The organism is Natrinema sp. 74, assembly GCF_046097095.1.
Lineage (GTDB): Archaea > Halobacteriota > Halobacteria > Halobacteriales > Natrialbaceae > Natrinema.
In genome coordinates this window covers 929,080-948,137 of record NZ_CP175698.1, presented here as the reverse complement: position 1 = coordinate 948,137, position 19,058 = coordinate 929,080, and the positions used below count along the sequence as shown (strand labels likewise).

The 19,058-nt window shown below is 67.2% G+C and carries 18 protein-coding genes; 8 read left to right on the top strand and 10 right to left on the bottom strand.

What is annotated here, in order from left to right:
• Nucleotides 1-2 precede the first annotated feature (2 nt).
• From ACJ70B_RS04715 to ACJ70B_RS04680, 8 genes are all read right to left on the bottom strand, one after another.
• Nucleotides 3-950, bottom strand: coding sequence for an ABC transporter permease (locus ACJ70B_RS04715; RefSeq protein WP_408959257.1), 948 nt, complete (start codon nt 948-950; stop codon nt 3-5).
• A 6-nt stretch (nt 951-956) separates the two neighbouring features.
• A complete protein-coding gene (locus tag ACJ70B_RS04710) occupies nt 957-2,603 on the bottom strand; it encodes an ABC transporter substrate-binding protein (protein ID WP_408959256.1) in 1,647 nt (548 codons plus the stop codon).
• A 177-nt stretch (nt 2,604-2,780) separates the two neighbouring features.
• Nucleotides 2,781-3,350 carry a hypoxanthine/guanine phosphoribosyltransferase gene (gene hpt, locus ACJ70B_RS04705; RefSeq protein WP_408959255.1) on the bottom strand — a complete coding sequence of 190 codons (570 nt, stop codon included), beginning with the start codon at nt 3,348-3,350 and terminating at the stop codon, nt 2,781-2,783.
• Nucleotides 3,351-3,399: 49 nt separating this feature from the next.
• A complete protein-coding gene (locus ACJ70B_RS04700; protein WP_408959254.1) occupies nt 3,400-4,062 on the bottom strand; it encodes a hypothetical protein in 663 nt (220 codons plus the stop codon).
• Nucleotides 4,063-4,176: 114 nt separating this feature from the next.
• Complete coding sequence (coaBC, locus tag ACJ70B_RS04695; RefSeq protein ID WP_408959253.1) at nt 4,177-5,349, bottom strand: bifunctional phosphopantothenoylcysteine decarboxylase/phosphopantothenate--cysteine ligase CoaBC; 1,173 nt, start codon at nt 5,347-5,349, stop codon at nt 4,177-4,179.
• Between the two features lie 82 nt (nt 5,350-5,431).
• A complete protein-coding gene (locus tag ACJ70B_RS04690) occupies nt 5,432-6,166 on the bottom strand; it encodes a competence/damage-inducible protein A (protein ID WP_408959252.1) in 735 nt (244 codons plus the stop codon).
• A gap of 75 nt (nt 6,167-6,241) precedes the next feature.
• Entirely contained in the window at nt 6,242-8,374 is a 2,133-nt protein-coding gene (locus tag ACJ70B_RS04685; RefSeq protein ID WP_408959251.1) for an IucA/IucC family protein, read from the bottom strand.
• Between the two features lie 99 nt (nt 8,375-8,473).
• A complete protein-coding gene (locus tag ACJ70B_RS04680) occupies nt 8,474-9,211 on the bottom strand; it encodes an FAD-binding protein (protein ID WP_408959250.1) in 738 nt (245 codons plus the stop codon).
• Nucleotides 9,212-9,344: 133 nt separating this feature from the next.
• Between ACJ70B_RS04680 and ACJ70B_RS04675 the strand changes: the two genes are divergently transcribed.
• The 3 genes from ACJ70B_RS04675 (at nt 9,345) to trkA (ending at nt 12,699) form a co-directional block, all read left to right on the top strand.
• Nucleotides 9,345-10,532 (top strand): M48 family metalloprotease, encoded by a 1,188-nt coding sequence (locus ACJ70B_RS04675; RefSeq protein ID WP_408959249.1) that lies wholly within the window; start codon nt 9,345-9,347, stop codon nt 10,530-10,532.
• A gap of 108 nt (nt 10,533-10,640) precedes the next feature.
• Nucleotides 10,641-11,162: an SRPBCC family protein gene (locus ACJ70B_RS04670; protein ID WP_408959248.1), complete on the top strand. Its 522-nt coding sequence runs from the start codon at nt 10,641-10,643 to the stop codon at nt 11,160-11,162.
• Nucleotides 11,163-11,361: 199 nt separating this feature from the next.
• The gene (trkA, locus tag ACJ70B_RS04665; RefSeq protein ID WP_408959247.1) at nt 11,362-12,699 is read left to right on the top strand and encodes a Trk system potassium transporter TrkA; all 1,338 of its coding nucleotides are present in this window, start codon (nt 11,362-11,364) and stop codon (nt 12,697-12,699) included.
• Nucleotides 12,700-12,708: 9 nt separating this feature from the next.
• Here the strand turns inward: trkA and ACJ70B_RS04660 are convergent, their stop codons facing one another.
• Both ACJ70B_RS04660 and ACJ70B_RS04655 read right to left on the bottom strand, forming a co-directional pair.
• Complete coding sequence (locus tag ACJ70B_RS04660; RefSeq protein WP_408959246.1) at nt 12,709-13,755, bottom strand: NAD(P)/FAD-dependent oxidoreductase; 1,047 nt, start codon at nt 13,753-13,755, stop codon at nt 12,709-12,711.
• A gap of 78 nt (nt 13,756-13,833) precedes the next feature.
• Nucleotides 13,834-14,433, bottom strand: coding sequence for a heme NO-binding domain-containing protein (locus ACJ70B_RS04655; RefSeq protein ID WP_408959245.1), 600 nt, complete (start codon nt 14,431-14,433; stop codon nt 13,834-13,836).
• A 267-nt stretch (nt 14,434-14,700) separates the two neighbouring features.
• On the opposite strand from ACJ70B_RS04655, the gene ACJ70B_RS04650 reads away from it, so the two are divergent.
• From ACJ70B_RS04650 to ACJ70B_RS04630, 5 genes are all read left to right on the top strand, one after another.
• Nucleotides 14,701-15,501 carry a prephenate dehydrogenase gene (locus ACJ70B_RS04650; protein ID WP_408959244.1) on the top strand — a complete coding sequence of 267 codons (801 nt, stop codon included), beginning with the start codon at nt 14,701-14,703 and terminating at the stop codon, nt 15,499-15,501.
• A complete protein-coding gene (locus tag ACJ70B_RS04645; protein WP_408959243.1) occupies nt 15,498-17,096 on the top strand; it encodes a small ribosomal subunit Rsm22 family protein in 1,599 nt (532 codons plus the stop codon). The genes ACJ70B_RS04650 and ACJ70B_RS04645 overlap by 4 nt, the downstream gene beginning before the upstream one ends.
• A gap of 51 nt (nt 17,097-17,147) precedes the next feature.
• Nucleotides 17,148-17,945, top strand: a complete 798-nt coding sequence (surE, locus tag ACJ70B_RS04640; protein ID WP_408959242.1) for a 5'/3'-nucleotidase SurE — start codon at nt 17,148-17,150, stop codon at nt 17,943-17,945.
• Nucleotides 17,946-18,258: 313 nt separating this feature from the next.
• A complete protein-coding gene (locus ACJ70B_RS04635) occupies nt 18,259-18,654 on the top strand; it encodes a helix-turn-helix transcriptional regulator (RefSeq protein ID WP_408959241.1) in 396 nt (131 codons plus the stop codon).
• A gap of 154 nt (nt 18,655-18,808) precedes the next feature.
• Nucleotides 18,809-18,988 (top strand): hypothetical protein, encoded by a 180-nt coding sequence (locus ACJ70B_RS04630; RefSeq protein WP_408959240.1) that lies wholly within the window; start codon nt 18,809-18,811, stop codon nt 18,986-18,988.
• Nucleotides 18,989-19,058 lie beyond the last annotated feature (70 nt).

The window sequence follows — 19,058 nt, the reverse complement described above, 5'->3', positions numbered from 1 at the left end:
CGTCAGTATCGGATGCGTGGGTCGAGAATCGCGTAGACGATATCGACGAGCAGGTTCGCGAGGACGATCGCGACGCCGACGAGGAGGACGGCCGCCTGAATCACCGGGTAGTCCCGCCGGAGGATCGAACGGACTAGCAGCCGTCCTAGTCCCGGCCAGGAAAAGATCTGCTCGACGACGACGGCACCGTCGACTAAGAACGCGAGCTGAAGGCCGGCGACGGTGACCACCGGGAGCAACGCGTTCCGCAGGACGTGTTTCAAGATCACCGTCCGTTCGCGGAGTCCTTTCGCACGCGCGGCTCGAACGTAATTGGCGTCGAGTTCCCCCAGCATCGACGACCGCAGCAGTCGGGTGACCAGCGCCGCCGAGGCGGTCCCGAGCGTGATCGTCGGCAACAGCATGAACTTTGCGGTCGCGAGGCTGACGAGCGGCGCGTCCGGTGGAATGACTCGGAACCAGCCCAACCGGACGCTGAAGACGAGCAACAGGACGAGCCCGAGCCAGAAGTTCGGCGTCGCGATCCCGGCCAGTGCGGCGACCCGGCCGAGTTCGTCGGCCGGCTCACCCCGCTTGACCGCGGAGACGATCCCCGCCGGAATCCCGATCGCGAGCGCGAGCAGCCACGCCGCCCCGCCCAGCGCGACCGTCGCCGGGAGCCGGTCGGCGACCGTCGCCGCGACGTTCCGACCGGAGATCACCGACTCGCCGAACTCGAGCCTGATCGCGTCTCGCAGCCACAGCAGATACTGTTCCCACACCGGTTGCCCGAGGTGGTACTCGGCCCGAATCGACGCCTCGACCGCCGGGCTGACGTCCCGGTAGCCGGTGAGCACGTCGACCGCGTCGCCCGGCAGCAGGTGGACGAACGAGAACGTCAGCGCTGAGACTCCGAGTAAGACCGGGATTGCGACCGACAGCCGCGTGATGACGTAGCGACCGAGCGACATCGTTGATCAGTTTGGATGGACGTACTCGTCGGCGATCTGTTCTCGAAACGACTCGCTGACGTACTCCTCGAGCAGCGGCGAGATCGGCGTGTACCCGACTCGCCCGACGCCGTAGTAGACCCGCTCGAGGATCGCTTCGCGGGGCAGCAACATGTTACAGCCGCGGCGGACCGCCGGCTCCGAAAACGGCGGGAGATAGGTCGGGTAGAACACCACGTCGTATCCGCCGCTGACGCGACGACCGACGCCGTAGGCGGCGTCGTCCTCGAAGTCTGCGATACTCGCCGACGGCACCCCGTAGCTAACGTGGATATCACCACCCTCGAGTGCGGCCTGCCGCGACGATTTCTCCGTGATGATCTCGAGGCGAACGGTCTCGATCGGTGCCGTCGCTGGGACCGATTTGTCGCCCTCGAACCAGTGCTCGTCGAACCGTGTCAGCCGCCAGTGGTTGCCGCTGTCGTGTTCGGCGAACTGATAGGGTCCGGTTCCGATCGGCTTCGACTGGAGGTCGTGCTCGCCCTCGATCGCCGCTATCGGGACGATCGGCACGTTGAACAGCGCCTGCTCGAACGGGCCGTACTCCCGCGAGCAGCCGATTTCGATGGTGCGATCGTTGACGACCGCACTGGTCTCGTACCAGTCGTACACGTCGGCTTCCCGGCTCGTCCCTTTGTACCGCTCGAGCGACCCTTTCACGTGGTCGGCGGTGAGTTCCTCGCCGTTGTGAAAGCGGACGCCGTCGCGGAGGGAAAACCGGTAGGTCGTCTCGTCGAGGCGCTCCCAGTCGGTGGCGAGCATTGGCTGAACCTTGCCGTCGAAGTCGACGCCGACGAGTTCCTCGTAGATGAGCGCTGTCGCCTGACTCGAGACGGTTCCGTTTATCGCGACGGGATCGTAGTTGGTCACGTCGCTCCCGAGGTCGCCGACGAATTCGGACGTCCCCTCGAGTTCGGTGTAGACGCCGGCCCAGGGGGCGTAGATGGCGTAGTACGACCCCGTTCGGAGCGGATACGTCTGCCAGTCCGTGACAACGTCGCCATCCCAGACGTGGGTCGCCTCGCGAAAGCGGACGAACGACGCCGGCGAATCGGCGACGAGTTGTTCCTGTAGGTTCTGATATATTTCGACTCGCTTTTCGAGGTTGGTTTCCGTGAGCCCCGCGTCGATGTACCGGTCGACGGCCTCGTCTTTGTAATGGCCGACGTTGAATCCGTCGGGCGTCCAGTTGTCCGAGTGAAACAGCAGATCGACGTAGTCGCTGGGATCCCAGCCGCCGGTCCAGCTCGCGACGAACATGGCGTTCTCGTTGTTGTCGGCCGCACCGACCATGAGGTCGACGTGGGAGCTGAACTCTCGCCGCTCGATCGAGATATCGAAAAAGCCCGTGTCGTTCAGTTCGTTCCTAAGAAGCTGTGCGAGCTTCTCCCGCTCGCCGTCCTCGGTGATGGCGATGGCTGTCTCGAACGGCGGATCGATCCCCGCCGCATCGAACCCCTTTTGAATCAGTTCCTCGGCCGGTCCGTCGGCCGTGATGTCGTTGAACTCGATGCAGCCCGCCAGCTCAGCGACCCCGACCGCTCCCGCGCTCTTCAGGAGTGAACGCCGCCGTAGCCGACCGCGTTCACCGTTACCGACACGCTCCCCTACCATCGCCATGGGATTCAGAACCTGTCACTATATTCCTTCTGATGGGGGCGGCACCGACCGGCTCGAAATCAAAACACTATGCTCAAATTACTTTCATGTATGCATCACGTTCGATCTCGAGAGACGTGAATGCCGGTTTCCGACGGCGAGACGCAAGCCGAGCGTGGCGGCCGACGGCGGCTACTGGTCGCCCTCTTCGTCGACGATGACGACCTCGCCGTCGACGACGTCGACGTTGATCAACGTCTTGACGTCGTAGCCGGCGTCGTCGACTTTGTTCTCGCCGCCGACCTTCTTGATGACCGCGACCGTGTCGACGACCTCCGCGCCGATCTCGTCTAACGCCGAAAGGACCGATGCGAGCGTGCCCCCTGTCGAGAGGACGTCGTCGAGGACGAGCACGCGCTCGCCCTCGCGGACGTCGTTGATGTACATCTCGTTCTCCGAGTACCCCGTCTTCTGGGAGATCGCGACCTCGTCCTCGAGGCCGTACTCGCGCTTCCGGATGACCGTCAGCGGGATGTCGGTCATCAGCGAGACGGCCGTCGAGATGTGAATCCCCATCGCCGCGGGGGTGACGATCCGGTCGACCTCTTCGAGCTCGGCCTTCCGAATGATCCGGATGACGATCTCGCGCAACAGCGTCGGGTCGAGCTTGGGGAGGCCGTCGCTAATCGGGTGGACGAAGTAGTGATAGCCGTTCTTTTCGATGATCGGCGCTTCGAGGAGCGACTGCTTGAGTTGATCCATGTCGTGGGTCGGACGGAAGCGGAGTAAAAGTTGGCGATCCGCCGAGCGCTCACTCGTCGGTGCCGTAACTGAGTTCCGGCGGCTGGTCGCCGTGGCCAAGGCGCATGTTCCGCTCGTGGTAGATGTGTGCGATCGCGGTGAGCGTGAACGTCCCCGCGATGACCGCCGTCCAGATCAAATCCGCCACCAGCGTCAGCGGGTAGATCCGCAGCCACAGTGCGGCGACCAGCGCACAGCTGATCGCGCCCAGCGAGAGGTAGAGTTCGCGCCAGGCGAACTCCCGTCCGGGGACGATCTCGAGGTAGACGCTGATGTCTCGCGTTCGCTCGGTCGCCTCGATGACGCCCCGATCGGAGTCGAACCGGAGGATACCGGCCGTGTCCATCTTCGGGAGGTGCGTCTGCTGTAGCGTCGTGTAGACCCGCTTTCGCTGCTCGGGCGTGACGCCCTCGAGGGTCGTATCGTACTCCCAGGCGGCGACCTGTTGGGTCAAATCGCCGAGCTCGACGGGCCGATCGTCTTGCTTGAGAAACTGGAGCACGTAGCGACGCCGCTGGTTGCGCAACACCTCGAAGATTTCGCCCTTCGTGAGTGGATCGTCGGCTGGATCGGAGGTGGCGTCCGTGCCGGTGTCGCCGTCAGAAGCGTCAGTGTCCGTGCCGGCGTCCGCGTTCCCGTCCGCCGCGCGCTGTCGTTGCGCCACGTCGATCACCTCGAGCCGCCGGCCGGTGCCGGTAATTCATTCGCGTTCAGACCTGTTCGGAGACCCATTAGTTCGGTCGAATGAACCGCACCCATATAGTTCTCCTGACGGCTCGCCGATCGATTAGTCCGCGTTCGGACCGTCGCCCAGCACCGCGGCGATCGAGTCCGCGATTTCGCCGCCGAGGCCGGCTTTCGTCCCCTCGTAGCGGGCGGCGTCGGTCGCGTGGACCAGCAGCGCTTTCGTCTCGTCGGCACCCATTACGCTCGCGTCGTTGGCGACGACGAAGGCGAGATCGGCCCGCTCTAAGGTCGTCCGGGCCTGTTCGATCATCGCCGCCTCGTCGCCCGACGTTTCGGTCTTGAAGCCGACGATCGGCAGTTCGGGGTAGTCGGCACGGAGCTCGTCGATCAGCTTCGGCGTCGGCTCGAACTCGAGGGTCAGCTCCTGGCCCGAGCGGATCTTTTCGTCGCTCGTCTCGACGGTGTAGTCGCCGATCGCGGCCGCCGAGACCATCGCGTCGGCGTCGTCGCAGGCTTCGCGGGTGGCCGCGAGCATCTCCGCGGCGCTCTCGACCTGCCGAACGTCGGCGGAGGGGACCTCGGGGCCGTCGTGGACGAGCGTGACCGCGGCCCCGCGGACGTAGCAGGCCGTCGCGACGGCCCGGCCCATCTTGCCCGACGAGCGGTTCGTGATGATCCGAACGGGGTCGATCGACTCGCTGGTCGCCCCGCTGGTGACCACGACGTGTTCTCCCTCGAGCGGTCGGTCGTCGGCCGCTCGCGCGACGTCGCAGACGATGGCCTCCTCGCTGGCGATCTTGGCCTTGCCCTCCTCGATTCGCGGGTCGACGAACTCGATCCCCCACTCCGAGACGGTGTCGATCGCCTCGAGCACGCCGGGGTGGTCGTACATCGGCTCGTGCATCGCGGGTGCGACGACGACCGGCGTATCGGCTCCGATCGCGGTCGTCGCACACGTCGTAACGGGCGTGTCGTCGACGGCACCGGCGATCTTGCCGACGGTGTTGGCCGTCGCCGGAGCGATGAGGAATACGTCGGCCCAGCCGTCGTACCCGCAGAGTTCGACGTGTTCGACGCTGCCGGTGATCTCGGTGACGACCTCGTTTTCGGTGGCGAACTCGACGGCCCAGGGGTGGATGATGCCCTGCGCGCTGTCGGTCATCACTCCGCGAACGTCGGCGCCCTGCCGCCGCAACTCGTGGGCCAGTTCGACCGTCTTGACGGCCGCGATCGACCCCGTCACCCCGAGCGCGACGTTGACTCCCTCGAGCATTCGTCTGCTATTCTCTCTCGGAGTATGTTAAGCGTAGCGAGGCGTCGTCGAAACGCGCGCCTCGCGGCTCGCCGCGACGACCCTACTTCTCGGCCGCGAGGTCGACCCGTTCGGCGAGCCACTCGAGGGTCCGATCGACGGCCTCGGGATCGGTGCCGGTCACCTTCAGCCGGTTTCGCCGCTCCGTGTCGGGATAGCTGCCGATCGTCACGTCGAAGCGCTCGCGAGCGCCGGCGACCGCGTCGACCACCGACGCCTCCGGCTGGGGCGTGTACGCCACCCGCGAGACCGCGTCGCCGCTAAACTCCGCGGCAACGCGCTCGAACAACGCCCGCATCTCTGCGGGCACGCCCGGGAACGCGTAGACGTTCTCGAGCACGCAGCCGGGACAGAGCCCCTCGGGGTTGAGCACCGGCCGACCGCCCTCGGGCAGCGCCGCCCAGGCGTCGACGTCGAAGTCGAGATCCTCGGCCGTGACCGTCTTGGGATCGAGGTTCCGGTACTCAGCCACCGTCTCGAGGACGTCCCGCCGAACGGACTCGTCGACGACCAACTCGCGGTCGAACGCGTCCGCGAGCGCGTCGGCGGTGACGTCGTCGTGGGTCCCGCCGAGCCCGCCGGTCACGATCGCGGCGTCGACGGCGGTCGTCCACTCGTCTATCGTCGCCGCGATGCGGTCGCGGTCGTCCGGGATCGTCAGGATTCGATCGACGGTCGCGCCGCTGTCGGTCAGCCGGGTTGCGAGCCACTGCGCGTTCCCGTTCGCGATGTCTCCGGCGAGCACTTCGTCGCCGACGGTGAGGATGGCGACCTCCATCGACCGACTCGAGGCGGGCAGACGGCAAAAGGATACGGTCGTCTACCGAACTGACGGGGAGACGGCCCGCGGGTCTTACTCGGGCGCGTCGATCCGCTGCCGACCCGCCTCGGAGAGCGGGTTCGATACCTCGCTGGTCACGTACTCGTGGCGTTTCCCCCGCAGACGCATCGCGGTCAGCGCCTTGTGGACCGTCGGCTCATCGAACAGCGCGCGCTCGTCGCGCCGGAGCCGCTCGTCGGAGATCGACGCGTCGTCGGAGAGCCGTTCGAACGCGCGTTCACACCGTTCGCGGATCCGGTCCCAGCAGGCCCGCTCGTCGACGCCCTGTTCGAACGCGATCGTCGCGACAAGTTCCCCGAGGTGGTTCTGGAAGAGCGCGTAGTACAGCTTCCGGTGGAGGTCGGCCTCGCCGTCGGCGTCGAGGTCGGAGTCCGGATACGGCTCGAGCGAGAGCCCGCGTTCGCCGAGCCGGCCGCGATGGACCCGAATGCCGCCGAGATCGCGCACCAGCGTCGCGGTCGGCCGCGCCTCCCCGTCGAAGACCACCAGGCTGTTCTGGAGGTGACTCTCGAGTGCGACGCCGTACTTGCAACACAACAGCAGGTGCTCGGGGACGACGACCGCCGCGTAGCGCTCAAGGAACGCGAGGGCGGCGTCTACGGTGCTCGAGACGCCCGTCAACGCGCCGTAGCGCTCGATCAGGTCGCAGACAAGCGGCCGTCCCGAGGTCGGCGCGTCGGCGACGAGGCTCGCGGCGACCACCGGTACCGCGCCGTCGGGGATGAGCGGGTGGGCGTCGGGCGGTGACCGAAGCAGTCCCGCGAGGTGGCGGGCGTCGTCGTACCCGTCGCCGCTCGGATGGGGACTGCCCGGCGGGTCGTAACACGTCGCCGCGGGCTCGGCCAACACCCCCAGCGTCTCGAGTCGCTCCCGGCGCTCGATCGCGCGGACGATCTCGGTCACCCGCGGTCCGTTGGCCACGGCGTGGGGCGACAGCGTGCGGACGACGTTCGTCGTCTGGACCGGAATCGCGAGCTTGAGACGCGACAGTGGCCCGTCGGCGGTGCCGGCTGTGTCGTACGGGACGACGGTCCGGAGGTTGAGCTGCGGCGTCGCCGGCCGCGAGTAGTCAGGGATTGGAACGACGCTGCCGTCGGCGAGTCGATCGGCGTACCGGTCCGGAATCGTTCGGTGATACTGCAACGGGTGGACGGGAACGACGGCGTACTCGTCGCGCCCGCAACCTTCGGGAAGCGCCCGCTCGAGCGCACCTGCGAGCCCGTCGAAGGTCTCGACGAGCCGATCGGTCAGGCGGTCACCGTCGCCCGCGCTCGTCTCGAGGGCGCGCTCGCGGTCGATCGCGACGAATCGGAGATCGATCCGGTCGGTGAACTCGGGCGCGTACGCCGGTCCCTCGGCGGGGGTCATCCCGCGTCGGATCTTCCCGCTCGGATGGAAAGGGTGGCCGTCGGTGACGATCCGCTCGAACGCGGACGCGGAATCGGCGGCCGGAACGGCGTTCGCGACGGCCGTGAGCGGCGACTCGCTCGCCGGATCAGCGTCGGCCGCGGCACGCGACTGCGCGCTCGCGGCGAGGCGCGCGAACGCGAGGTTGGCGACGCTCTCCGCCACTTCCGTTCGGATCCGCTCGGCCTGTGCGGCGTCGCCGAACGCGCCCTCGCACTCGAGGAGCGGGACGAGATCGACCGGGTGCGAGACGCGCTCGGTCACACCGTCGGCGGCCGACCAGCGACGGACCGGCCCGACGAGTCGGAACCGGTCGTAGCCGTGCCGTGCTGCGATCTCAGCGAGCAAGGCGCTCCGAGCGGACGGGAGTGGAACCAGTGCGATCTGGCGACGGTCCTCGGAGCGGGGTGCGACGATCGACCGCAGTCGCTCCACGTCGAGCGCCGAAAGCGGCTCGGGCTCGGCGGGAACGTCCGGCTCAAACGGCGATTTCGACGACTCGAGGGTCACGAACACGGCGTCGGGAAGACTCGCCGGATGGCCGCGGAGCAGCCCGCGAACCAGCCGGTGGCAGATCTCGCGGCGCGCGTCGGTCAGCGCCTCGAGATAGGCGGCCTCGGCTGGCGTCGAGAGGTCGTGTGCCCGGGCGTATCGGGTCGCAGCGCCAAGCGTGGCTCGTTCCGCCGCCGTGGCGAGCGATACCCGCCGCCGGTCCGGCCGGTTCGTCCCGTCTCTCATTGCGAAAGGTAAGATGGGACTCCGACGCGCGTCGAGTTAATTCACCAGGGGTGTGGTGTAGCGACCGCGAACGGGTCGCGGCGCTGGCTGCGTGGCCGTTCAGTCCTCCGCGACGCTCGGATGCATCGTCGGCTCCTCCTTGAGCGGCTTTTCGAAGGCCTCGAGCATCCCCTGTCGAGCACGCTCGTCGCGCTCACGGCGTTCCGCGTCGTCGATCTCCTCGCAGCCCGGCGGAACCTCGCGCCCGCGGCCGGTGAAGTAGCCTGCCGGGACGACCCAGTCGTGATAGAAGTTGGCGTCCGAATCGTGGATGACGGCGAGTCCGACCTTCGCGCCGTGGCCGGCCGCGACGATGGTCTGGTGTGGTTCGTCCGCGAGTCGGCCCGCGGCGTAGACGCCGTCGACGGCCGTCCGGCCGGCCTCGTCGGTATCGACGAAGTGCTTGCTTCCCCGTTGGATGCGACCCACATCCAGCGGGACGAGATACTCGCTGTCCGACCACGAGGCCGCGATCACCCGTCGGGCCTCGAGCGGGTCGCCGCCCTCGGTCTCGAGGACGAACCCGGCCTCGAGATCGTCTTCGGCGACCGGTTCGACTCGCGTCACACGGCCGAGTTCGAACGCGGTGCCCGCGTTTCGGGCCTGTTCGCGGCTCAACTGCAGGTACCGACGGGCGTCGACCCCGTCGGGGAAGCCGGGATAGTTCTCGAGGCTGGCGTTGCGCGCGAGGATTGACTCTCCCCCGTCGATGACGAGGGTGTCCAGTCCCGCACGAGCGGTGAAGATCGACGCGGCGAGGCCGGCGACGCCGCCGCCGACGATGCAGACGTCTCGCATGGCCCTCGCTTGGCCCGCTCGAGTATAGAAGGTTGCCGTCTCCGACACCGGTCGCGGCCCGCGAACCGGCGATCGTCGTACTTGTGTCGGGCCATCGACAATATTTTGATCCGCGGCGGTAACCGTTCGAGTAATGCTGGCGGCTATCGCACTCATCGTCACGCTCGCGGTGGGTCCGTTCCTCGGCTTTCGCGCGTACGCTCGCCGCGTCGAGTCGACGGACGCACCTATCGAGGACCGGCTGCATCGGTTGAATCGCGTCCAACAGGTGGGCGGATTCGTCCTGCCGATCACCGGCATCCTCAGTCTCTACGCGCTTGATCTGCTAGATCGGGCGACAGCGCTCGTCGGCACGGCCGGTCCCGAACTGTTCGGGCTCACCGTCCTCGAGTTCGGCGCGGTCATCCTCGTCACGTTCGGGATCGCTATGCTCCCGCTGGTCTCGATGGCACTCGGAACCTATCCGACGGTGCGGTCGCTCCGCGACACGTCGGCCTCGATGTGGAAAGTCGCGAAGGGGGTCGTCCTCGTGATGGCGGCCAGCGCCATCTCGGTGACGATCGCGCTCGTCGGATTCTTCGGAATTACGTCCGTCGTCGGCTCGTCGTTGCCCGTACTCGTCGGGACCCTCGGGCTGATCGTCTTCGTCTCCTTCGGCCTCTCGCCGTACCTCGTCCTGATTGCCCAGGACCGCGTCCCACTCGAGGGAGAGCGCCGCGAGCGCATCGAACGGCTCTGTGCGGACCTCGGCTATAGACCGCGCGGGCTCTTTTTGCTCGAGGGCGAGTCCACCAAGACCGCCAACGCCCTCGTCGCGGGCACCGTCCCCGGCTTTCGGTACGTCTTCCTCACGGATTACCTGCTCTCGGCGTGTGACGACGACGAACTGCGCGCGATCGTCGCCCACGAGTTCGGTCACGTCGCCGGCCGCCACCTCTGGCAGCGCGGGCTTTTGACCGTCGCCGTCTTCGGCGGCTGGATCGTCGGCGTCCAGCAGTTCGGCATGGGCGGGCTCGAGGAACGGTTCGGCTTCGTCGGCTTCTTCCTCCCGTTTATGGCCTTCTATCTGGTGTATCACGTCGGGTTCCTGGGCGGGGTGGCCCGTTGGCAGGAGTTTCGCGCCGACGCCTACGCGGCCCGCGAAGCCGGTCGCGAGGCGACCGTAGACGCCCTCGAGACGCTCGCCGATGCGAACGATACCCGTCGCGAGGCGGGGTTGCTCTACAGTCTGGCGACCCACCACCCGCCGATCGGGAGTCGCATCGACGCGCTCCGGAACGCCGGCGACGGCGAGCGATCGCGGCCGACTCCGGGTGACTGACGGCGGCTCGCCGCCGGCGACGGAGCCGCCCTGCTTGCGGGGGCCACTCGGGTCGATTTCGGCCGTTCGAAGGGGAATCCTTACGTTCGAACCCGCCGTACGACGGTCGTGGACAGAATTCTCCTCAGTACGCTCGCCCACCGGTCGCCCGAGGAGGTCTTTCCGTACGTGCGGTCTTTCGCCGACTACCCGCGGTACACCGACCACCTGAAGGAGGTCAGGATCAACGGCAACGGCGGCGTCGGTTCCGTCTACGACCTCCGACTGGCGTGGTGGAAGTTAAGCTACACGGCTCGCTCGAAGGTCACCGATATCTCCGCACCGGAGTCTCTCCGATGGCAGCTGGTCAACGACATCGACGCCCGCGGCGAGTGGCGCGTCGAACCCGAGCCCGACTCCGCGCCGGTGGACACGGAGACGGCCAGCCGAATCTACTTCGAGGCCGTCTACGATCCTCACTCGGCCGACGAGAGCGCGATTTCGCTCCCGCGGTTCGTCTCGCTGGACTGGGTCGTCCGAAAAGTCGAGCCCAAACTGCTCGGCGAGGCAGAGTCCGTCGTCGAGCGGCTGGTCGCTGACATCGAAGGCCGCCGCCGCGAGGTCGAACTCACGATCCACGAGATGCCATAAGGGGCGGCGCTCACTCCTCGTTCTCGAGGTCCTCGACGCGTTGCTCGAGGGCCGTGATCTGCCGATCGTCGTCGCGTCCGCCGGTGGCGCTCGGGCGAATTCGAGCAGGCCGAACGCACTTATCGCTCGGTGGAAACAGACCTGCTATGAGCAGCGCCCGTACTGCCTCGCGGCCGCGGTCGCATCGGGTGAGACGCCGATGCGCGTGATCGTCGTCGGTGCGGGACAGGTCGGCTCGAACATCGCCGAGAGCCTCGCCGACGAACACCACGTGGTCGTCGTCGACGCCGATCCCGACAAGGTCGACTCGATCACCTACTCTCACGACGTGTTAGCTCTCGAGGGCGACGGGACGTCGATCGAGACGCTCGAGGAGGCCGGCATCGGGAAGGCGGGTCTGGTGATCGCGAGCACCGACGTCGACGAGACGAACATCGTCATCTGCGGGGCGGCGAAGGCCGTCGGCGATCCGTTCACGATCGCTCGAGTCAAGAAGACGAATCTCTTGCGAACGTGGGAGTACTCCGCGGGCGCGTTCGGCGTCGATTTCATGGTCTGTACGAACCTCCAGACCGCGGAGACGATCGTCCGTATTGCCGACCTGCCGCGCGCTCACGACGTCGACACCTTCGCCGGCGGCCTCGTCCGCATGGCCGAGTTCGAGGTGGACTCGGAGAGCCCCATCGCCGGCGAGACGGTCTCGGAGGCCGATCGCTACGAGTCGCTGACCTTCGCCGCCCTCTTCCGGGACGACGGCGTCATCGTGCCAACCGGCGACACGGTCATCAGCGAGGGCGACGCCATCGTCGTCATCGGGTCCGCGGAGAGCGTCCGCGCGTTCGCGGGCTCGTTGACGCCGGCCCCCTCGCTCGAGGACGTCAACGAGATCGTCATCGTCGGTGGCGGCGAGATCGGCTACCAGACGGCCCGGCTTTTCGAGGACGAGGGGCTCGAGCCGCGACTCGTCGAACGCGATCCCGGGCGGGCGCGCGAACTGGCGGAGAAGCTACCGGAGACGATGGTCCTGCGCAGCGACGCGACGGACGTCGACTTCCTCGTCAGAGAACACGTCGATGAGTCGGATCTCGTCGTCGCCGCCCTCGAGAGCGACGAGAAGAACCTGCTCGCCTCCCTGCTCGCGAAACGGATCGGCGTCGAGCGAACTATCGGCGTCGTCGAGGCCAGTGAGTACGTCGATCTCTTCGAGACGGTCGGGCTCGACGTGGGGGTCAACCCGCGGCTCGTGACCGCCGAGGAGATCACTCGCTTTACGCGCGAGCGAGAGACCGAGAACGTCGCCATGCTCGAGTCCGATCGCGCGGAGGTCCTCGAGATCGAGGTCGGCCGCGACAGCTTACTGTTCGAAACGCGGATCGGGGACGCCATGGCCCGACTGCCGAGCGGGATCGTCATCGGGGCGATCACCCGCGACGGAGCGCTCGTCACCCCGCGGGGCGACACCGTCGTCGAGGGCGGTGATCACGTCGTCGTCTTCGTCGATACCGACGTGATAGACGAGGTCACGTCGGCGCTGTAGCCCCCGCAATCACTCGTCTACGACCCGCGAACCGACTTCGAGTCCGTTGTGCAGCGCCGCGTGGAGCCGTCCCTCGCCGACGACCCAGTCGCCGAGACAGTACAGGCCATCGCGCTCGGCGCGTCGGAGGGGCTCGGTGGCCACGCCCGCGTCCGGCAGCGCGTATCGCCAGCCCTGGTGGTCGGTCCAGTCGGGCTCGCGCAGACGGTCGTCGGCTAACAGCTCGGCGGTCAGGTCGGCGAGGCGCTCGAGGTTCGCCGCCGGCGGCTCGTCGTAGTGGTCGACCGACCACTCGGGGCCGGCCTGCACGATCAGCAGCGTCTCGCCGTCGGGGACGTGGCCGGGTTTGCACTCCTCGCGGCTGATCCAGCCCACTTCGTGGTCCCTGTCGCTGTTGACGAGCGCGTAGTAGGGCCGCTCGAGTTCGAACGGATAGTGGAAGACGCCCGTCCAAATCGTCCGGTAGGGGACGGCCCCGGCGGCGTCAGCGAGCGTTTCGCGGACCGGAGACTCCCAGTCTGCCGACCGCACCAGATCTGCGGTCTGGGGAGCCGGCGGATTCAGGAGAACGGCGTCGAAGGGGCCCCACCGCCGGCCGTCGGCGTCCTCGAGCCGCCACGTTCCGCTATCGCCGTCGTCTTCCCGAATCACCGTCTCTACTCGCGTCTCGCGGTGGACGGTCGCATCTGTCCGAGCGAACAGCCGCTTTGCGACCTGCGTCAGTCCCCGCCGGTAGGTCCACTTGTGATCGTCGCGGTCGTCTCCGTCCGAGACCGTTCCGTCCGCGTCGAACGTCCAGACCGGGTCGGTGATGTCGACCAGCCCCTCCGTATCGAGCGTCTCGGTGAGCAGATCGACGACCCGCTCGTCGTCGGATTTGAGATAGTTCGCGCCGTAGTCGTAGACAACGCCGTCGCGCCGCCTCGTCGCGGCCCGCCCGCAGAGGCCGCGGGACTTCTCGAGAACCGTGCTCTCCGTCTCGGCCGCCGATTCCTCGAGCGCGTGGGCCGCGGCCGCGGCGGCCGCCCCCGCGCCGACAACTCCGATTCGAAGCATACGCGGAAGGTGAGACTCGAGGCGTCAAGTAAGCTAGCTCGAACAGCGGAGCCCATCGAGACGCGAGCGGCGGAGCCCCTACGCCGTCGGTTCGAACTCCCGTTCGATCACCCGCTCGGCTTGCTGACGCGGCGTCGCAGCGCCGACGGCGACGATCTCACACTGCGACGCGCCGTCGTGGCGACAGCGGTGTTCGTAGACTTCGAGGCGCTGATCGTAGTGGTCCCCGATCCCCTCGAGCAGCCCCATCGCGACTTCGCACAGCCCTCGCCGTGAATCGTAGGTGACGACGACCACACCCTCGTCGAGCCGCGTCGCAGAGATCGCGGGCGGTTCGTACTCGAGCGTATCGCTGTTTCGAAGCGCCTGGTGAATCGTCTCTTCGACGTTCTCGACGAGCTCGAGTGCCCGCCAGTCGTCCTCGATGTAGACGCCGTACATGTCGACGAGCGTCGGGACGACGTGCCGGCCGAACGTCCGGAGGAGGTCCGATCGCTCGATGCCCGAGAGTTCCACTGCAGCCTCGACGAGGGCGACGAGGTCGTCGTCCGGATACGCGGAAACGGGCGTGTAATGAACGCCGTCCGCGTCGGCCTGCTCGCGGATTCGGTTCCATGTCTCCTTGTCGTACGTTTCGACGACGAACCGCTTCAATCCCGTAAAGATAATTCCGTGCATGCGTGCTCTGTCGCCCTCGGTCGGAAGTCACCCGTGCTTTCGTTGGGTCGGACGTGACTATCACCGTCGTATTACTTTCATATAAATATATCCCTAAACAAGAGCGAGCGTCGCCTCGGACCCGAAGAGCGTCACGGCAGAGCGTCGCGGTGCGTGGCGTCTCGACGGGCGTCCAGCTATCGCTCGCCGACCGTCTCGATCGAACGGACACTCGAGGAAGGCGATCGATCGAACGGCTTTTGCGACGCCGGCAGGTAAGAGCGGACGATGGACGTACTGATCGTCGGCGCGGGGTCGATGGGGACGTGGTTCGGGGACGCGATCGACGCCCGGACCGCGTTCGCAGACGTCGACGGCGACGCCGCGGCCGCCGCGGCCGAGCGAGTCGGGGGCGAGGTTGCCGCCCTCGAGGGTGAGGGGACGTACGACGTCGTCTGTCTCGCGGTCCCGATGACCCACGTCACGGGGGCGATCGCCGAGCAGGCTGACCGTGCCGAGCGGGCGGTCGTCGACGTCTCGGGCGTCATGGAACCGGCACTCGAGGCGATGGCGTGCCACGCCCCGGAGCTGGAACGGGTGAGTCTGCATCCTCTTTTCGCGCCCGAGCGCGCGCCCGGTTCGATCGCCGTCGCCCGCGACCGATCTGGCCCCGCAACCGACGACCTCCTCGCGGCGCTTGCGGCCCGCGGGAACGAGTTGCTCGAGACGACGGCCGCGGACCACGACGGGGCCATGGAGACCGTGCAGGCGTCGACCCACGCCGCGGTCCTCTCCTTTGCCCTCGCGGCCGAGTCGGTCCCAGACGGGTTCGAGACGCCGATATATAAGCGACTCCGGCGACTCGCCCGGCAGGTGACCGATGGCACGCCGCGGGTCTACGCCGACATTCAGGCGACGTTCGACGGGGCCGACGCGGTCGCCGACGCCGCAGCCGACATCGCCGCCGCCGATCCCGAGGAACTCGAGGCGCTGTACCGGGAGGCAGCGGCGAACTGGCACGGCGATCCCGTGGCCGGGACCGACGGCGACGGTGACGATCCGGACGAGTTCGGAGGTGACGGCGCGTGAGCGACCAGCGCGAGGCGATCCGCTCGAACGCGAAGTACCTGCGTAACGTCCGGCCGATCGATCCCGAGGAGATCTGCGAATACGTTGCGGGGAATCCGCACCCGGCGGTCGTCCGTCAGCACCTCCGTGAGGACGCCGCCGCGCTGGGCCTGATCGAACGCGACGACGGCACCTTCGTCCCCGTCAGCGATGAGCCGGTCCGCCCCCTGCAGGGACCCGTTGAGCGGTTGCCGGCCGACTACGAACGCCGGCTCGAGGACCTGCTGGCCGATCGGTACGGCCCGAACTGGGACGAAGGCGCGTCCGGCGACCTCCTCCGGTCGACGATCCGCCGGTTCAAGGCGGCCTACCTCGAGGGGCGGCCGGTCGAGTACGACGACGACGTGGCGGCGGGGTATGCGATCTATCACCTGCCGGGCTACTACGCGGCGGTCCAGTACGCGCTTGACGACCTCGCCGATCGGGGGCTGCTGGGCCGCAATCTCCGCGTCCTCGACATCGGTGCGGGCGTGGGCGGCCCCGCGCTCGGCCTCTGTGACTACCTGCCCGACGACGCCCTCCTCGAGTACCACGCGGTCGAGCCCAGCGCGGCCGCGGACGTCCTCGAGGACTTGCTCGGGGCGACGGGCCGAAACGTTCACGCAACGGTCCACCGGACGACCGCGGAGGCGTTCGATCCGAGCGACCTCGGTGCCGGGGGTGACGGTGCCGGCGACGAGTTCGATCCCACCGCGCCGGACGACGGGTTCGATCTCGTGCTCGCCTGCAACGTCCTGAGCGAACTCGACGAGCCCGCCGCGGTCGCGCGATCCGTCCTCGAGACGCTCGCGCCCGAGGGAACCTTCCTCGCGATGGCTCCCGCGGACAAACACACCAGCGTCGACTTGCGCGACATAGAGTGCGACCTCGAGGGGCAGCGGCTGTGGAGCCAGGAGGAAGTGATTTCCGACCCCGAAAGCCTCGGGGAGGCCGCGGCCCGCCGGCGCGGCGCAGTGACCGTTTACGGGCCCGCCGTCCGACTCTGGCCCGGCGAGACCCCGTCGGACCGCGGCTGGTCGTTCGACGTGCGACCCGACCTCGCGGTGCCGGGGTTCCAGCGCCGACTCGACGAGGCCGCCCCTGCCGACGACGACGAGCATGCGCCCGGCGAGTTCGTCAACGTCGACGTCCAGTTTTCGTACTCCATGCTGCGCCTTGACGGCCGACGGCGGATCGAAATGAGCCTCGAGACCAGCGAGTGGGCGACGATGGCCGAGATGGACCGCCACGTCACGAACCGGATCGATCTCGTCGCGGCGAAACTCAGCCGCTCGCTGAGCGGGGAGGGCGACGGGAGCGACGCCACCGGAGGCGGCGGACGCGGTGACAGCGGCGGTGGCGGTCGCGCGAATCCGCTGTTCAAGATCAGCGACGGCAGCGAGGCCGTCGATCACTACGCCGTCGTCACGAACGAGACCGCACTCAATCGACCGCTGCTCGAGGCCGACTACGGCGACATCTGTTCGTTCGAGGGGGCGCTGGCGCTGTGGAACGACGACGAGGAGGCCTACAACCTCGTCATCGACGAGGAGACGATCGTCGATCGAATCGCTTAAGCCGCTGCCAGAAGCGGTGGGCTTTTCGCACCGCCGCCCGACCGGCGTGACATGAGCGACGACCTCGAGATCCTGCTGACCAACGACGATGGGATCGACAGCACCGGAATCCGGGCGCTGTACGACGCCCTCTCCGAGCACGCGAATGTGACCGTCGTCGCACCCGCCGGTGACCGCAGCGCCTGCGGCCGGTCGATCTCCCACGAGGTCGAGGTCGACGACCACGAACTCGGCTACGCCGTCCACGGGACGCCCGCCGACTGCGTCGTCGCCGGCCTCGCCGAACTCGGCCCCTTCCCCGACCTCGTCGTCGCGGGCTGTAACAAGGGCGCGAATCTCGGCGAGTACGTCCTCGGACGCTCGGGGACGATCAGCGCCGCTGTCGAGGCCGCCTTCTTCGATGTCCCGGCGATCGCGACCTCGCTGTACGTCCCCGTCGACGACACTCCTTTCGAGGAGATGACGGTGACGACCGAACAGTACGCCGAAGCGACCCGCGTGACGACCTACCTCGCCGAGCGCGCGCTCGAGGCGGGCGTCTTCGATCACGCGGCCTATCTCAACGTCAACGTCCCGCTACCCGACGGCGACCCCGCGCCGATCGAGGTCACGCGTCCTTCGAAGCGCTACGAGATGGACGCCGAACGCGACGGTGCCCACGTCACCCTTCACGACCGCGTCTGGGACGATATGGACCCCGAGACGCTTCCCGATCCCGAGGGGACCGACCGCCGTGCCATCGTCGAGGGCCGTATCAGCGTCTCTCCGCTGACCGCGCCCCATTCGACGAACCACCACGAGGCACTCGACTCGCTGGCCGACTCCTACCTCGAGACGGCTGATCACTGATGAGTCGTTTGCCCCATCACCGCTCGAGGTACGTCGCGTCGAAACCGCCGCTCGAGCGGGGAAGGCAGTGGTTACCGTCGGTGTCACACGACTGGTACGTGGCCCCCATTGGGCGCGACCGTGTTGGTCGGCGAGCCTGTCGGTCGCGTAAAGTGATAACTGACTTGCGACCTGCAAGGCGGCCGCTATTCGACGGCGATACCGTCACGATAGGTACGACGTAATCGTCAACAGGGTGTGTAAAATATGGAACATAAAATCAAGGTAGGTGGGCGTTCAAGCTGCAGTAGTCCCAACGGAGCGTGATCAATAGATGGTATTCAGCACACTTTGGACTCGTATTTCGTCTCTCTGGCGTCGTTCGGCCGACGACTCTGTAGCCGACGAGTCCGCGACAACGGTGACCGAGGAATCGGACGAGAATCCTGACGACGAAACGCTAAGCTACGCCGAAGAGATCGAATACGGCGTCGACGAACGCGAGCTGCCGGACGAGGACAAGATCCTCAGGATGCTCGTCAAACGCGGCGGGCGCGTCGACCAATCGACCATCCACGAGGAAACCGGCTGGTCGAACGAGCGCCTCGAGGAGGTCATCGACCGCATGGAGGACGACGATCAGATCAGTGCGATCACCGTCGGTCGCAAGCGCGTGATCTGCCGGCGCGGCTTCGAGCCGAAAGGCTACCGCGGCCACCTCAACGAATAATTCGTCGGCCACCGGACGGCGACGGCACTCTTTCTCGTCGATCTCTCCTGTCGTCGCGGTCACGAGCCGTCATTCGGTCGGCAGCCCGGGCGACCACCGCGCTATTTCCCCGCCCAGATTTATCCGAGCCGCCGGCGTAGCGACCCCGATCCCGATGGAACTCACGATCGAAAACGCGCAGGTCGTGGTCGACTACGACGGGACCGACTACACCTTCGAGGTCGTCGGCGACGACGAACTCGAGTACGCCGATACGAGCGCCCCCGAAGCGACGGTGCCGGACGCGGTCCTCGAAGCGCTCGAGACGCGAGGGTACATCGTCCACCGCGAGTGAGCGACCCGCCCCGCTCGTCACGACGCGTTTTCGCGGCGAAAATCGTCAGCGTTGATCACCCACTTTTCGT

Coding starts and splice junctions, on each gene's coding strand:
- ACJ70B_RS04660 (WP_408959246.1), bottom strand. CDS start 13,755: ATGCTTCGAATCGGAGTTGTCGGCGCGGGGGCGGCCGCCGCGGCCGCG.
- surE (WP_408959242.1), top strand. CDS start 17,148: ATGAGCGACGACCTCGAGATCCTGCTGACCAACGACGATGGGATCGAC.
- ACJ70B_RS04630 (WP_408959240.1), top strand. CDS start 18,809: ATGGAACTCACGATCGAAAACGCGCAGGTCGTGGTCGACTACGACGGG.
- ACJ70B_RS04680 (WP_408959250.1), bottom strand. CDS start 9,211: ATGCGAGACGTCTGCATCGTCGGCGGCGGCGTCGCCGGCCTCGCCGCG.
- hpt (WP_408959255.1), bottom strand. CDS start 3,350: ATGGATCAACTCAAGCAGTCGCTCCTCGAAGCGCCGATCATCGAAAAG.
- ACJ70B_RS04675 (WP_408959249.1), top strand. CDS start 9,345: ATGCTGGCGGCTATCGCACTCATCGTCACGCTCGCGGTGGGTCCGTTC.
- ACJ70B_RS04635 (WP_408959241.1), top strand. CDS start 18,259: ATGGTATTCAGCACACTTTGGACTCGTATTTCGTCTCTCTGGCGTCGT.
- ACJ70B_RS04685 (WP_408959251.1), bottom strand. CDS start 8,374: ATGAGAGACGGGACGAACCGGCCGGACCGGCGGCGGGTATCGCTCGCC.
- ACJ70B_RS04690 (WP_408959252.1), bottom strand. CDS start 6,166: ATGGAGGTCGCCATCCTCACCGTCGGCGACGAAGTGCTCGCCGGAGAC.
- trkA (WP_408959247.1), top strand. CDS start 11,362: ATGCGCGTGATCGTCGTCGGTGCGGGACAGGTCGGCTCGAACATCGCC.
- ACJ70B_RS04655 (WP_408959245.1), bottom strand. CDS start 14,433: ATGCACGGAATTATCTTTACGGGATTGAAGCGGTTCGTCGTCGAAACG.
- ACJ70B_RS04650 (WP_408959244.1), top strand. CDS start 14,701: ATGGACGTACTGATCGTCGGCGCGGGGTCGATGGGGACGTGGTTCGGG.
- ACJ70B_RS04710 (WP_408959256.1), bottom strand. CDS start 2,603: ATGGTAGGGGAGCGTGTCGGTAACGGTGAACGCGGTCGGCTACGGCGG.
- coaBC (WP_408959253.1), bottom strand. CDS start 5,349: ATGCTCGAGGGAGTCAACGTCGCGCTCGGGGTGACGGGGTCGATCGCG.
- ACJ70B_RS04715 (WP_408959257.1), bottom strand. CDS start 950: ATGTCGCTCGGTCGCTACGTCATCACGCGGCTGTCGGTCGCAATCCCG.